We start from the raw sequence: 14,409 nt of genomic DNA on the forward strand, positions 1-14,409 counted from the left end.
GGCCGAATCACGAAAAGTGCGGAGAACTATTTTGCGAGGCTGGATCGGCCGCGGAGTCGGAGGACGGCTTCAAGGTCGTCGGCGGTTTGCCAGAGAAGGCGAAGTTCGTTGGCCGTGGGGTCTGCGAAGCAACGGGTGACGTCGGATTTGGAGAGGCCAGAGAGTTTGGCGAGTTGCGTTTTACTGGGCCGTGGCAGGAGGGTGATGCCAGCGTCGGACTCGGCGGTGGCAACGGCGTGATCGGCCGCGGCGTAGAGATGACGTTTGAGTTCGTCTCGCAGGCGTTCGATGTTGGCGGTTCGAGTGCCTCGTTTTTGACGTTGTTTGCGTGGTTCTTTGTCAGTTCGCGTTTGGCCGCCGAGTAGGTCTTCGACTGCTTGCCAATCGACGGTGTGGGTGGAGCCGGACATAGAGACGACTTGTTCCAAAGCGATGGTGACACAGGGAACGCGAGTTTGCCAGAAAGCTGCGGACCCTTTCGTGGGCGTGAACAGGATCGCTTTGGGGTGCGTAACGAGTTGGCTAGCGATCTCGTCGACGTGTCGCGGAACGATGCTGCGGACGAATTGCAGTTCGCGACTGCGCGAACCGATCGTGTGCCGGCCGATGCTCCATAAACGCTCGCCAACAATGGGATGAATTTTCGTCCGCGAACCGGCGAACAACTTTTGCAAGAGCGTGGCGGTGTCGATCTTCAATTGGTCGGTTTGATCACGCGGCAGACGTGTTGAACCGTACGAGCACAGCACGTACCCGCACCGGCCGCTGGGGAAGTCGTGGTACCTGACCTCGTGGGCTTCGCAACATTCGTCGCACCACCAATCGCCAGCGGCGATCGTTGGACACAGCACGCCGGCGTGAAGGAACGGAGCGAGTGGCTCCTTCCATCGGCCGTTGACTTCACCGAGTCGAAACGTGGGGTGCTCAGCCTCCCATTGCCGCCAGAGCGGATTGTTCGCCGGCTCCATGGTCGATTCCCCACATTCTAAGATGCCTTTGAACAATCTCAGCGCGGTCCGATGTCAGACGTGCGACGTTGCACGATCGAGGCGTGACCTTGATCGTCGGACTGCTGGCTCGGTGATGCTGCGACGTCGGGAACCAGATTCGGATGTCAACGGATTTCACATCCCTGTGCCATTGCGAACCGGGTTGCTTGGATAGTTCTTCCTCGATCGCCCTTTGAATCGTGTCATCGGGGTTCTTGCGGTCGACGGAAACTGAAACAGGACGATTCGTTTGCGTATTGAAAAAGGCCATGCCTTCGATGCGAGCCCGAATGTTGTCAGCCGGATCCGTGACCAAATCAAAGTTCGGATCTTTGAGGTGCCCGAGTTCATACGCCGGCCCGCTTTCGTACAGCCCCAATTCCCAACCAAGCACGGTCTCCGCGAAGATCGGTTCGAGTTGGGCTTTGCGTGGCTGCTTGATCGACGTGGCCATTTGCATTGCGCCGATCAACGGGTAATACGCAAAGATGATTTGCACCGTGGGTCGAATGGCGATCGACATCAACTTGCCGTTGGCATCGTGAGTGTTTTCACGGCGAACGTAGTCGTCGGTATACACGATAAAGTGAATCACCTCGGGCCGTTTGATCGTCTCAACGGACGTGCACAAACCACGCCCGTCGCATCGCAACAAAGCCGAGATTGCCGAACTGAGTTTCTCCTCTGCATCCGGCAAAATCGTCAGTTCGGCAGGCACATCGTTTCGTCGCCGCCAAAACTGAGATTGTTCAAGCTGCAGGAACATGAAAGATGACTTGAAGATTTCCGGCTCGTAGACACGCACCCACATCGCTCGTCCATGCAGGTCGAGGTCGTCGGGGATACGTTGCATCAGATCCGTCACGTGGTGCAACTTCGCACCGTCGTTGAACGCGTTCATTCCGGCTTCGTTGGCGAACGAATGGACCGTTTGCAGGTCGATGTCCATCTCGTTGCGTGTTTCCAGCGGCAACTCGGCGTGGAATGCGAGAAGAGGTTCGATTTCACGCTCACTGAGTTTTTTGATTGGCGTGGGCAATTGACCGGGCACGTGATCGTCGAACCAACGTTGGAGTAAATGACTGGGGACCGTACGCAAGACGGTCGAAATGGCAACAGGTTGTGACATGTTTGCTAACTTTCAGACTTTCGAGAAACACCGATGACTTTTCCGAGCACACGAAAGTCGCTATCAGGCTGAACTTCGATTGGTTTGTATTTCCGATTTTCCGGTAACAACCGAACCTCTCCGTCATTCGTTTCCAACCGCTTCACCGTCGCTTCGTCGTCGATCAAGGCGACAATGATTTCGCCATTCTCGGCGATTGGTTGCCGGCGAACGATCACAACGTCGCCATCACGCATGTCGGCCCCCTTCATGCTGTCGCCGCTGATGGTCAGGGCGAAGCATGGGCTGCGACCGACGAGCGACGATGCCACCATGATTTCGCCAAGACAGTTCTCTTCTGCCAACATTGCCGGACCGGCTTTGACCACACCAACCAACTTTACGCTGCTCATCGACTCGATCGTTTGGCTGGGCCGCCGCAATACGCGGAGGCTACGCGCCTTTCGCGGTTGACGGTCGACATAACCTTTGCGTTCAAGTTGCAGGATCAGTTGATGCGCGCTGGCGGCGCTGATCCCAAGCTTTTCACCGAGTTCGGTCATCGTTGGTGCGATGCCGTTTCGGTCGATCGCGGCGGACAGTTCGTCGAGTGCTCGCGATTGACCTTCCGTGATGGCGTCTTGGCGTGGTCGTCCTCGTCCGGGTTTGGTTGGCTTCATGACTGTGCTTCCATGGCGATGAATTCCCTGCGGCTCGAATTAGCGCTGATAGACTTTGTTTCGTGTACAAGGAAATCTAGTCATGCCGATTGTCCTGTCTAGTCAGATTTTGCTAGCAAATTCAATTCCGCCGTAAATCGCTGGATGAAAAAATTGAATTCGCGCTGATAAACGAGGTGGACATCGGACACGACGAGAACTCGTTCACGGGTAACAGAGGTCCGTGACCTTCGGCAGATCGTTCGGGCACTCACGCGCCGGCGTCGTGCCGAGGGCGGCGTCAAAAGTCGGCTTGCCGTACATGTTGCTCGTCTTGATTCCTTCGATCGCGGGGAGGAACTCGAAGGGTGACGATTGAAACCAAAGCTTGTCGTTTTCGTCGTAAAGGCATCCCAGCAAGACTGGCATGACGAAGACGCGGCGAGGTCTGGCCGACTGGATCATGAACGTGCCAACCTCTTCAAGATCTTTCTCGATGTCTTCCCACGCCGTTCCCGCAGGGATGGTCTTTTCAACGATGATCTTCTGGCATTTGCACAGAAATTGAATCAGTTCCTGGTCGGCGAGGATGCCGTCGGCAATGTCGCCGCGGTCCAGTACGGGATTGAGCAGCAGCCTGGCCAATCGCTGGATCATCTGCTTCTCGAAGACTTGTTCGGCGGTCAGGCCGACTTCGTTGAAGTACGTATCGTCGGGCTCTCGGTCATCGAAATCGTTGTTGGAGGGATCGAAAATCGCGAGTGACATGGTGGGTCTCCAAAAAGAGGGAAAGGTTGAAACGAGTCCACCACCATGACGACGGCTCGTGACACGTTTGGTCCAAGCGGCAACAAAAAGTTTTCGGTCTCCTCCATCGGACGAGGGGGCCAAAAGTGTTGCAGTTGCAGTTAGTGCGATTTCGTGCAACTGCAACAACTTTTTCTTCGGCTGTTTTTTTCCGTGTTTTGCGGTGTCAAACGAGTTGCAGAAAAACCGGAGTGCGATTTCGTGCAACTGAGCCGGTGGGTGTGGCCGCCGCCGTGGTGCGGCCAAAACCAATCACCCACTTGCCGACGGAGTTCGCACGTGACCACCGCCAAACCCTATTCCTCGTCCATCGACCTAGTCGCCCCCGGCCAGGGCACGACCGAAGCCGACCGCATCGTCGGCGAACTGATCGCCGATTCGTTTACTCGCAAGGTCATTCATCGCCGCGTGACGCAATTGATCCGGTTGGCCGAGTTCGCCATTGATACTGCGGACGACCTGACCCAGGAATTCCTGATCCGGCTGACCGATGCGATGGTGCATTACGATGACGACATCGGCCATCGCAATCCCTTCATCGTCAGCATCGTCGACCGGTACTCCGCAACGATGCTGGAACATCGGCGAGCGAAAGTCCGTTACACCGCCGATGGAGTCTCGCTGAACATCCAGGTCAACGATTGCGAACTTGGACCGCAGCCGTTCATCGAATTGCTGAGCGACAAGGACAAAACGCGACGTCTGCAAACGCTGGAGCGGGAGGACAGCGACCGCACCAACTTGAAAGACGACCTTGCCACGGTCATCGCAAAGTTGCCGGCAGACGAACAACGTTTCGTCGATTTGCTTCGCGACCACAGCGTCACCGAAGTCGCCGAGATCATGCAAGTTCCGCGTTCGACGATCGTTTCCTGGATCGAAAAACTCAAGGACTTTTTCGACGAGGAAGGCCTTCGCGAATACCTCGCCTGAAATTAATTCCGCGCGGGTTTCGTGATTCGGACATTTCTTCCGGTAGGTCTACAGGTAGCCGAGTTGCATCGTTTCGCTCGGCCAACTTTCTAAACCTCAACTCGGAACGTCATGCCAAATCTTGCCCTCGACATCGAACGCCGCGTCGCCCTGTCCCTCGCCGTCGGTCGCTACCTGCGATCGGCGGAACGTTTCAATGAAGCGTCGCGTGAATTTACCGGAGCGTGCAAATCGCTTCGAAAACAACTCGGAAACGAGCAACGCTTTGTCGTCCAAGTTGACTGGAAGCATTACCTCGTGACCAGCGATCGCGACGGCAATTTCGACGTTGAACCGATCGCGTCTCTCTAAACCATTCACCTCTTCATTCACTCAACCAAGGAGTCATCGAACCAGTGACCAACTTACTCGAAACCATCCAATCGGGCAGGCAATCGAAACCGCCCCGTGTCTTGCTCTACGGTGTCGAAGGCATCGGAAAGTCGACCTTTGGCAGCGAAGCCCCGAGACCGATCTTCATTCAAACCGAAGACGGTCTCGACGAGATCAACTGTGACCGCTTTCCGCTGGCGACGACGTTTGATGATGTCGTCGCGGCGCTCAAGACGCTCACCAATGAAACGCACGATTACGAATCCATCGTGATCGACTCGCTCGATTGGCTGGAGCGTCTTGTCTGGGACAAGCTCTGTCAGCAGTACGCCGTCGAGTCGATCGAAAAGGTCGACGGCGGGTACGCACGCGGTTACATGCACGCCCTCTCCCTTTGGCGTGAAGTGCTGGACCTACTCGGCATGCTTCGTTCACGAGGCATGGTCGTGATCTTGATCGCTCACTCGAAAGTCGAGCGTTTCGAGGATCCGGAAAGTTCGCCCTACGATCGCTATTCACCTCGCCTTCACAAGCATGCGGCGGCCCTCATCAAGGAGTGGTGTGACGCGGTGTTGTTCGCCACTCGGAAGATGCGAACGCAAAGCGAAGACGGCGGATTCAACCGCAAACGCACGATCGCTCATGCGATCGGCAAGGAAGGCGGCGAACGGGTCGTGCGTGCCTACGGTTCGCCGACTTGTGTGGCGAAAAACCGCTACGGCATCGCCGAGGAATTGCCGCTGTCCTGGTCCGCCTTCGTCAGTGCGATGACGACCAAATAACCGACCACGGATTCACTGACGTTTCTCTTTCTACTTAACCAAGGAACTATCCAAATGGCTAACCTCCAAGGCTTTGATGCCAACACCATCGAACCGTCCAACGACATGGAACCGATTCCAGACGGTAAGTATGTCGCGGTCATCACCGACAGCGAAATGAAGCCGACCAAATCGGGTGTCGGAAACTACTTGCAGCTTGTTTTTCAGATCGTGGAGGGAGAGTACGCAAACCGTCTTCTCTGGGTGCGTCTTAACCTCGACAACCCCAACGCGACCGCGGTGGAAATCGCCCGGCGGGAGTTGTCTGCGATCTGTCGGTCGGTCGGCGTCTTGATGCCCACCGACTCGGCCGACCTACACAACTTGCCGTGCATGATCACGGTGAAGTTAAAACGCCGCAACGACACCGGCGAATTGCAAAACGAAGTGAAAGGATATGCGAAGGTCGGTGCGACCGCAGAACCGAAACCGGCGTCGCAACTCGGTGACGACAGCCCTCCTTGGAAGCGATAGCCGCGTGGCCTCTTCGCGATCGCTTCCACGCCCGACAGCCGACCGGCATAGATTGCCGGTCGGCTGCTTTTTAACTCGGCACCATGACCTGGTACCATGCAAAAATTCAAACTTCCCTATCCCCCTTCGGTCAATCGCTATTGGCGGCACGTCGGCCCGCGTGTGTTGGTCAGCAAACAAGGGCGAGAGTACCGCACAGCGGTTGGTGCGTACTTGCACAACAAAAGAGTCAAACCGCTCGAAGGCGATTTGGTCGTTGACATCACCCTGGAACCACCGGACCGGCGCAAACGAGACGTCGACAACGTGTTGAAGGCGATGTTGGATTCCCTGCAAGCTGGCGGTGCATTCCACGACGACAGTCAGATAGTCCGTCTGTCGATCGAAAAGCACGCTCCATTTCCGAAGGAAGGACGTGCGTTTGTTTATCTGCAAACTCTACCCGAGTTGATTGACGTCGCGAACGCGCGGACATGCCTGCGTTGCAACGTCGTGTTTGAGTCGATCGGACCGGGCAACCGCATTTGTCCCGACTGCACCTTCATCAACAACTTGCTTCCTAACGCGATGCCGATCATGCGAGGAGAAAAGCGTCATAACGGAGGGCCATTGCTTTGAAACTCCGCGACTACCAACAAGCTGCCGTCGATGCGGTCTACGATCACCTACGCAACCGCGACGACAACCCGGTCGCTGTGCTGCCTACGGGCGCGGGCAAATCACTCGTCCTGGCGAAGATCGCGAGTGATGCCGTTAAGCAATGGAATGGCCGAGTGCTGATCTTGGCCCACGTCAAAGAACTATTGGAACAGAACGCTGACAAAGTTCGTCGTCTGTGCCCCGACATCAAGGTCGGACTGTATTCCGCCGGCCTGAAGAAACGTGACACCAATACGCCCGTCTTGGTTGCTGGTATTCAGAGCGTCTATAAGCGCGCGTGTGACCTTGATCCGTTCGATTTGGTGATCGTTGACGAGGCACACTTGATCTCCAAGAAGGGTGACGGCATGTACCGGCAGTTCCTGGCGGACTGCAAGGTCATCAATCCGCACGTCCGCGTGATCGGGTTGACCGCGACGCCGTTTCGTCTCGACTCGGGAATGATTTGTTCGCCAGAGCACTTCCTGAATCACGTATGCTACGAAATCGGCATCAAGGAATTGATCCGCGACGGATATCTCTGTCCGCTCGTTTCCAAAGCCGGGGTGAACCGAGCCGACTTTTCGAGCGTCCATGTTCGCGCCGGTGAGTTCGTATCCGAAGAAGTCGAGCAATTGGCGGGCAACGATACCCTCGTATCGGCCGCGTGTGCTGAGATCGTCGAGCTGACGGCGGATCGCCGGGCCGTTTTAATCTTTGCGACCAGCGTGGCACATGGGCGGCGTATAACCGAAGTATTGTTGGCAAACCACGGCATCGAGTGTGGTTTCGTGACCGGCGAAACACCGGCGGACAAACGAGACGAGATGCTGGCCCGCTTTCGAGGCGATGCGCCTACTTCGCTGCTCGAAACCGAACCGCTGCGTTTCCTTTGCAACGTCAACGTGCTGACGACCGGCTTCGACGCGCCGCGAGTCGATTGCGTCGTGATGCTTCGTCCAACGATGTCACCGGGACTGCTTTACCAATGCGTCGGCCGTGGCTTTCGTCTGCATCCCAACAAACAGAACTGCCTGGTTCTGGACTTCGGCGGCAACATCGAACGTCACGGACCGATCGACCAGATCAAACCCAAGGACAAGGCCGTTCGACCAGGTCAAGAACCGCCGGCGAAGGAATGCGAAAAGTGTCACGCCTTGGTCGCTTGCGGCTATGCAAACTGCCCCGAGTGCGGCCACCCGTTCCCACCACCAGAACGCGAAGCCCACGACGCCAAAGCCAGCGAGGCCGGCGTCTTGTCCGGCGAAGTCACCGACACCGAATACGAAGTCCAAGACGTTATCTATCGCATCCACCAAAAGCGTGGTGCCGACGAGGACGCCCCCCGATGCTTACGAGTCGACTACATGATCGGGCTCGACAAGTGGCAAAGCGAGTTCATCTGTATCGAGCATTCCGGCTACGCCCGCCGCAAAGCCGAGGCGTGGTGGAGTGAACGATGTCTTGAGCCCTGCCCTGACAACGCAGAAGAGGCAATGGACATCGCTATCTCTGGTCTGCTCGCCGGTCCGACGTCCGTCACCATTCGATCCGTCGCCGGTCAAAAGTATGACCGCATCATCAAACAAACGCTCGGTGAGCAGCCGCACGAAGCCCTCGAAGACGCACCGTTTTAACTTAGTCCCTCAACCAAGGACGTTTCATTGGAATACTTGATCCAACTCAACGACGGACCGCTCGATGGCGTCGAACTATCGGTCAACAGCGATATGGCTCGCCAGATTCGCAACATTAGTTTGAATGTCGTTCGCGAAAAAGACGTTCACGATATCGAAGATGCGGAAGTCGAAACGGTCGACTATGACCTGTACGTCGACGAACCGTCGGCAGCCAATGATGGCGGCACCCTGTGCTTCTATCATGACCGATCCACGATGTTGCCGAAGCATCCGCTTGCCAAGATTCGACATTACATGCCGGAACGTGACCGGAAATATTGGAGCGGTTGGCTGCTCGACATCACCATGGCACTGGATGAGTGTTTTCAGCACGTGTCGGAGGAAACATGGAAGTCCGACCGAGCGATCAAAGCGTACGAAACGGCCCAACGCCGGCTCGCTGAAATGCCGAAATTGAATTCAGATGGTTAACGCGTGGCTACCACCCCGCTCATCTTCCAGTGTCTTCCTCGTGGTAGCCGGCCATGCCCCAGCAGAATCCAAACGACGTACGATCGCAGGTCGCGGCGTATCGCCAGCGTGGCTGGTACTGCGTGCCGCTACGCCCGAAATCCAAATCACCGGCGCGACGCGATTGGACCAACCTGCGACTGGAAACAAATGCGTTTCCCGACCGCGGCAACATCGGCATCATCCTCGGCGAACCGTCAGGATGGCTTGTCGATGTCGACCTCGATTGCCCTGAGGCGATCGAGCTGGCCGACAGCTACTTGCCGCCAACGCCGGCGATCACCGGACGATCGTCGGCACCACGATCCCACCGCTGGTACATCGCCGCCGGCGCGTCCACCGACAAGCACACCGATCCTTCTAACGGATCCATGATTGTCGAACTTCGATCGACGGGAGCACAAACCGCTGTCGGCCCAAGCATCCACCCCGATGGCGAACCGTATGACGTTCTCGACGCCGAACCCGCAACCGTTCCCCCCCTCATGTTGGCCGCGTGCGTTAAAGCTCTGGCTGACGCGGTCATCGTCAAACGTGGCGTACCAGTACGGAAACCGCAACCGATCGCGACTCCACGCTCGGAACCAAACGGCGACGTCGAGATGCGAGCGATCGCGTACCTGAACTCCATGCCGCCGGCGATCGCCGGCAGTGGCGGTCACTCGCAAACGTTCGCCGCCGCGACCGCACTCGTTCACGGTTTCGGTATTGCCTCCGATCGCGCTCTCGCCATCCTCGCCGCCGAATACAACCCACGATGTTCGCCGCCGTGGTCGGACCGCGAACTGCAGCACAAGATCAATCAAGCCGCGACCAAACCTCACGACCGTCCATTCGGATGGCTTCGTGATGATGGACCGATCGAACCGGTTGGCGAAATCGTGGACCTCAGTGGATTCATGGCAAAGTCGACATCAAAGGTTTTCTCGGCCGAGCCGGATCCGCCCAAGCCGATGCCGGAAGATCCGGGCACCTTGCCCGAGTCGCTTCTGCGTTGTCCCGGTTTCATCTCCCAGGTCATGGACCATTGTCTCGAAACCGCTCCGTACCCAAACCCGGTCATGGCGTTCTGCGGCGCGTTGTCGTTGCAAGCCGTACTTGCCGGCCGACGCGTGCGTGATCCCGGTGACAACCGAACGAATCTATATCTGCTCGGACTCGCTCATTCCGCAGCGGGTAAAGACTGGCCGCGGAAGCTCAACATGCAAATCTTGCAGCAGGTCGGCATGGCGGACTGCGTCGGTGAACGGTTCGCGTCCGGCGAAGGCATCCAAGACTCGCTTCATTTGACTGAAGCGATGCTTTTCCAAACGGACGAGATCGACGGGCTGCTGCAATCCATCAACAAGTCCCGCGACGCCCGCTACGAACAAATCATGTCGACGCTGCTGACGATGTATTCGTCAGCCAACAGCGTCTATCCGATGCGTCGCAAAGCTGGCAAGGAAGCCGCCGGCGTCATCAACCAACCCAATCTGGTCATCTTCGGCACTGCAATCCCGAACCACTACTACGCCGCTCTCTCCGAACGCATGCTCACCAATGGTCTGTTCGCTCGAATGTTAATCTTCGAGTGCGGCCGGCGTGGCAAGGGACAAGAACCAAAGATCCGTGACATTCCCGATTCTATTCGCGAAACCGCCGCGTGGTGGGAGAACTATCGTCCCGGTGCCGGCAACCTTGTCGACTGGAATCCGACGCCGGCGATTGTTCCGCATGATGGCGACGCCCGACGCTTGCTGTGCGATGCCCGCGTCAATGCGGAGACGCAGTATGACGTCGCCGAGGCCGACAACGATTCGGTTGGCACAACGGTCTGGGGACGAGTCAGCGAACAGACTCGGAAGCTCGCGTTGATCCACGCGGTCAGTCGCAACTGCCGCGACCCGGTCATCGACGGCGAATCAGCTCGCTGGGCCATCGAAGTGGTTGAACACCAAACGCGACGCATGTTGTTCATGGCAGCCTCTCACGTGGCCGAGAACCCGTTCCACGGCGAATGCCTTCGGTTGCTCGAAAAGCTTCGCAAGTCGCCCGAACGAACGCTTCCTCACAGCGTGTTGCTCAAACGCATGAAGATGGAAGCCAAGGTGTTCCATCAATTGATTGACACGTTGGTCCAACAAGGCGACCTCAGCATCATCTCCGCCGAGACCGCCGGTCGCCCACAACGCGGATATCGAATGACCGACCAAGCGATCGCCAAAGATGACGGTGAAGAAACGGGGTGAAAGTGAACGAAGGTGGCCGTCTTGGGGTGAAAGAAAGTGAACGAACGCGAATGAAGGGTGAATAAGGTTTGAGCGTAAAACCCGTATATATAAGAAAAAAATCTCTTCTTTCACGTATTCACCCGCACCCACCCGCGCACGCGAAACGCCCGCGTATGAGCGTCTACGCGAGACGGGGTGAAAGAGGGAAAGAAGTTTGCACGACCGCTTGAATCCATTTCATGTTTTGTTTCAACGAAGCCTTGAGGAGTTCCGATGACCTGTGACGAATGCAATTTCTATCAACCCGTTTCGACAACGATGTGCTTGCCTCGAAGCCAACGATTCGGCGAGTGCCGGCGTAAGCCACCGCGTGTCGTTGATGCACCGAGTCATCGTGAGCATCAAACGCTCGCGGTCTTTCCGGTCGTCAGCGAGAACGATTGGTGCGGTGAGTTCGTCGAGTGGCCGGCCCCGCTCGGCCAACGTGCCACGCATGTCGCCAACGCCGCCTTGGACGCGGCGGCCCTCGAGGACGCGACACACGGCCCCTTGGCGGCCGACGCGGGCGAGGGCGACCGGCTGCCCGAACGATCGCCGACTAGCGCGGCGTAGGTACTCCCCGGCGTTTGAAACGCCACCCAGGGCCACCGGAACAGCCTCGCTATTAGGCACAGTTTGTTTTGTTTGTCCGAATTGCCACCGCATAGAATGGATTGCAAATTCATTCCGTTAAGTGCCAAGCCAAATGGATGCAAAAGAAATTCGACAGAAAGTTGAATCCGAAATTGCCGACCGCTGGAACGAAACCAATGCGCACCGCGTCAATCTTGTGACAGCTCTTGTTGAACCCCAGAGGATGAAGATAATCGAACGGCTCGCTAACGATATGATCGTCGATGTTTGGCTAGTTCTCAATGAAGTAGACAATGGAGACGGTTACCTCATCTTCTACCGGGAAGACCTCGATACATTCGGTTTGGCTTCAGCGGGGTTTCCGCATGACCCGTATCCCGTGATCTGCGGCTATTACGGCGACTTTTGGACGACTTTCCAAGGGATGTGATCGACGATGCAGAATGAATTCCGGTACTTGGTAGCGTCTCTGTTTAGCATTTACCGACGTCAGCTTAGTCGTTCTTTGTCCCGCAACGTATGCCTAACAGCAACAGTCACTTTGGTGCTCCTCACTGGGGGGAGCGTTCTTCACGCTGCCGACTTGAAAATGTGGATCGTCTGGCAGGGAACGCTACCAGAGGTTCCGCGGATCGAGAATCCGTTTGAGCGTGATTGCCAGGGTGTCGATCTGAATGCGGACCGACAGTTCGTTGACGTGGACACGAGTGGCGTTCGTGACCTGGTCGTCTACGTCTCTCCGCTACGCCGTAATCGAGACCGATGGCGCCAGCCACCACGAGTCAAAACCGTTCGCGTGGAGGTGAAGAAGTGCCGGATACATCCTCACATCATCACTGCACAGGCCGGCGACAAACTCCATGTCGTCCATCGGGATGAATCGGCTACCCACAACCTCAACTTCTCCTTCTTCGCCAATTCAGCTCTGGGCGCGACGATCCCGACGAACGGCGAGCACACCCGAGAATTACGCTCGGCAGAACCGGCGGCGATTCCAATCGAATGCAACATCCACCCGTGGGAGGAGGCTTTCCTCTTCGTCCTCGAGCATTCCTACATCGGCGTCAGCGACAAAGAAGGCAAACTGGTCATTCGCGGACTGCCGGCGGATATGGAAGTTCCACTGCGTTTTTTTCATGAGCACGGTAACATTCACTCGGTACAGATCGACGGCCAGCGGCGACAATTAGAAAATGGCAGACTCACCGTCCGCGTTGCTGATCCGGTGACTGATCTCGGCGAGGTCGTGATCGATGCGGAAAGTTTTATCAAACCCGATTCGGAGAACGAATGAGCATCGCCAGCAAACTGGTAGCATTCGCAGGTGTACTTTGTTGCTCGGTCGCCTCGGCAGACCTTTACACAGGGCACATCGCTTCTCTGGAATGGAAAGCCCATTCGTCCGATGCGGTGCTGCTTGTCTCGGTCCAGTCGACTTCGGCCGAAGAAGCGACGACGAAGCTGATCGATGTCTTCGCTAGAGAAGGAGACGAAGTCTCAGACGCCAAGTCGATTGCCAATGGTTGGGAAACGCCGTTGCGGTTCGGCTACCAAAAAGATTGGAAGCCGGACGGGGATTGGCTGCTGTTCGTCCGTCGCTGGGACGACAAAGAGCCAACGATTGACCACGAGGTGTTTCTCAAAAACCCACGGCAAGCGTCGTGGATGTCCGCGGTCACAGCCGACGGGAAAGTCCTTGAAGACAAACAGCAGATCTTGTCGGTCATAAAGAACCGCCTGGCGGAGGGCGGACGCATGACCGAAAGGCAGCGGGACGCACGCTTGTTGGTCGACAGAGGGAAACATCCGTTTTCGTATCAAAGCGAAAGTCGCGGAACCCCCGACGAAGTTACGCCCTGGCTCGGCGGTTTTCACATCACTGCCGACATCGATATCTGGGACGATCCTGAGGACAAGCGTTCGTTCGACGAGAGTCTGTGGGTGAACTACATCACGGTTCCCGCTGACGAAGCCTACCGAGAAGAAATTTTTGACTACTGGATCAGCTATCTAAGCGAGAGCGACGATGAACGACGGAGAATTACACCCGGTTATCCGCTTTTCGCACTGGTGAACTATCCCGGGGAGCGAACCGAACAACTGCTTCTACATCTCCAGGCGGTCCAGCGTTATCTCTTCGACGCCCAGTCGGCTCTGAGATACCTCCGCTTCCATGAATCCGAGTTCGACGAAGACGATCAGAAGTTGATAGGAAGTTGGGTCCTGACAACCTCGAGCCAGCGAGTTCAATTCGACCTAATGGACAATCATGAGCTCGTTGCTCACCGTCGCCCTGTGCCTTTCCCGCATCCCAGTAAGCATCAGAGAGAATGGTTTGCGAAGGGAAGGTGGAACCTGCACTACGGTAAGTTGAGACTGATGGGCACAGACTTACGGCTTGCTACTTCGAACCGAATGCACCGGCAAGATGCACCGCTGCCGCAATTGTTTCATCTGCCGATCGTTGGCATCACCGACGATGCCATCACGTTTGAAAAGAGCGTAGTTCTCAAGAAAGCATCCAAACCAATCATCATCCCACCAGTAAAGGCGGAGGAATAGCGAGCTTAAACCGTAGTCCCCAAAACACACCCACCCAACCAAACATCTA

16 protein-coding genes are annotated in these 14,409 nt (G+C 56.5%); 12 read left to right on the forward strand and 4 right to left on the reverse strand.

Going from position 1 to position 14,409, the window contains the following annotated elements; all coding sequences use genetic code 11:
- Nucleotides 1-26 precede the first annotated feature (26 nt).
- From SH528x_RS16455 to SH528x_RS16470, 4 genes are all read right to left on the reverse strand, one after another.
- Complete coding sequence (locus SH528x_RS16455) at nt 27-968, reverse strand: hypothetical protein (protein WP_442511609.1); 942 nt, start codon at nt 966-968, stop codon at nt 27-29.
- Entirely contained in the window at nt 925-2,118 is a 1,194-nt protein-coding gene (locus tag SH528x_RS16460) for a hypothetical protein (protein ID WP_442511610.1), read from the reverse strand. The genes SH528x_RS16455 and SH528x_RS16460 overlap by 44 nt, the downstream gene beginning before the upstream one ends.
- Before the next feature lie 5 nt (nt 2,119-2,123).
- Entirely contained in the window at nt 2,124-2,777 is a 654-nt protein-coding gene (lexA, locus tag SH528x_RS16465) for a transcriptional repressor LexA (protein ID WP_442511611.1), read from the reverse strand.
- A gap of 204 nt (nt 2,778-2,981) precedes the next feature.
- Nucleotides 2,982-3,524, reverse strand: coding sequence for a hypothetical protein (locus SH528x_RS16470; protein ID WP_442511612.1), 543 nt, complete (start codon nt 3,522-3,524; stop codon nt 2,982-2,984).
- Nucleotides 3,525-3,842: 318 nt separating this feature from the next.
- Here SH528x_RS16470 and SH528x_RS16475 point away from each other — a divergent pair, with 318 nt between their 5' ends.
- The 12 genes from SH528x_RS16475 (at nt 3,843) to SH528x_RS16530 (ending at nt 14,360) form a co-directional block, all read left to right on the forward strand.
- Complete coding sequence (locus SH528x_RS16475) at nt 3,843-4,496, forward strand: RNA polymerase sigma factor (RefSeq protein ID WP_442511613.1); 654 nt, start codon at nt 3,843-3,845, stop codon at nt 4,494-4,496.
- Nucleotides 4,497-4,607: 111 nt separating this feature from the next.
- On the forward strand, nt 4,608-4,847 hold the full coding sequence (locus SH528x_RS16480) for a hypothetical protein (RefSeq protein ID WP_442511614.1): 240 nt from the start codon (nt 4,608-4,610) through the stop codon (nt 4,845-4,847).
- Nucleotides 4,848-4,891: 44 nt separating this feature from the next.
- A complete protein-coding gene (locus SH528x_RS16485) occupies nt 4,892-5,650 on the forward strand; it encodes an ATP-binding protein (protein WP_442511615.1) in 759 nt (252 codons plus the stop codon).
- A gap of 54 nt (nt 5,651-5,704) precedes the next feature.
- Entirely contained in the window at nt 5,705-6,163 is a 459-nt protein-coding gene (locus SH528x_RS16490) for a DUF669 domain-containing protein (protein ID WP_442511616.1), read from the forward strand.
- A gap of 96 nt (nt 6,164-6,259) precedes the next feature.
- A complete protein-coding gene (locus SH528x_RS16495; RefSeq protein ID WP_442511617.1) occupies nt 6,260-6,781 on the forward strand; it encodes a RusA family crossover junction endodeoxyribonuclease in 522 nt (173 codons plus the stop codon).
- Nucleotides 6,778-8,439 (forward strand): DEAD/DEAH box helicase, encoded by a 1,662-nt coding sequence (locus SH528x_RS16500; protein WP_442511618.1) that lies wholly within the window; start codon nt 6,778-6,780, stop codon nt 8,437-8,439. Before SH528x_RS16495 ends, SH528x_RS16500 begins: the two co-directional genes overlap by 4 nt.
- 27 nt (nt 8,440-8,466) lie before the next feature.
- Nucleotides 8,467-8,913 carry a hypothetical protein gene (locus tag SH528x_RS16505; protein WP_442511619.1) on the forward strand — a complete coding sequence of 149 codons (447 nt, stop codon included), beginning with the start codon at nt 8,467-8,469 and terminating at the stop codon, nt 8,911-8,913.
- A gap of 53 nt (nt 8,914-8,966) precedes the next feature.
- Entirely contained in the window at nt 8,967-11,183 is a 2,217-nt protein-coding gene (locus tag SH528x_RS16510) for a bifunctional DNA primase/polymerase (protein WP_442511620.1), read from the forward strand.
- A gap of 255 nt (nt 11,184-11,438) precedes the next feature.
- Nucleotides 11,439-11,777 carry a hypothetical protein gene (locus SH528x_RS16515; RefSeq protein ID WP_442511621.1) on the forward strand — a complete coding sequence of 113 codons (339 nt, stop codon included), beginning with the start codon at nt 11,439-11,441 and terminating at the stop codon, nt 11,775-11,777.
- A 133-nt stretch (nt 11,778-11,910) separates the two neighbouring features.
- Nucleotides 11,911-12,228, forward strand: a complete 318-nt coding sequence (locus SH528x_RS16520) for a hypothetical protein (RefSeq protein ID WP_442511622.1) — start codon at nt 11,911-11,913, stop codon at nt 12,226-12,228.
- A 366-nt stretch (nt 12,229-12,594) separates the two neighbouring features.
- A complete protein-coding gene (locus tag SH528x_RS16525) occupies nt 12,595-13,092 on the forward strand; it encodes a hypothetical protein (protein ID WP_442511623.1) in 498 nt (165 codons plus the stop codon).
- A complete protein-coding gene (locus SH528x_RS16530) occupies nt 13,089-14,360 on the forward strand; it encodes a hypothetical protein (RefSeq protein ID WP_442511624.1) in 1,272 nt (423 codons plus the stop codon). Before SH528x_RS16525 ends, SH528x_RS16530 begins: the two co-directional genes overlap by 4 nt.
- Nucleotides 14,361-14,409 lie beyond the last annotated feature (49 nt).

It is taken from the genome of Novipirellula methanifontis, from assembly GCF_052161655.1.
GTDB lineage: Bacteria > Planctomycetota > Planctomycetia > Pirellulales > Pirellulaceae > Novipirellula.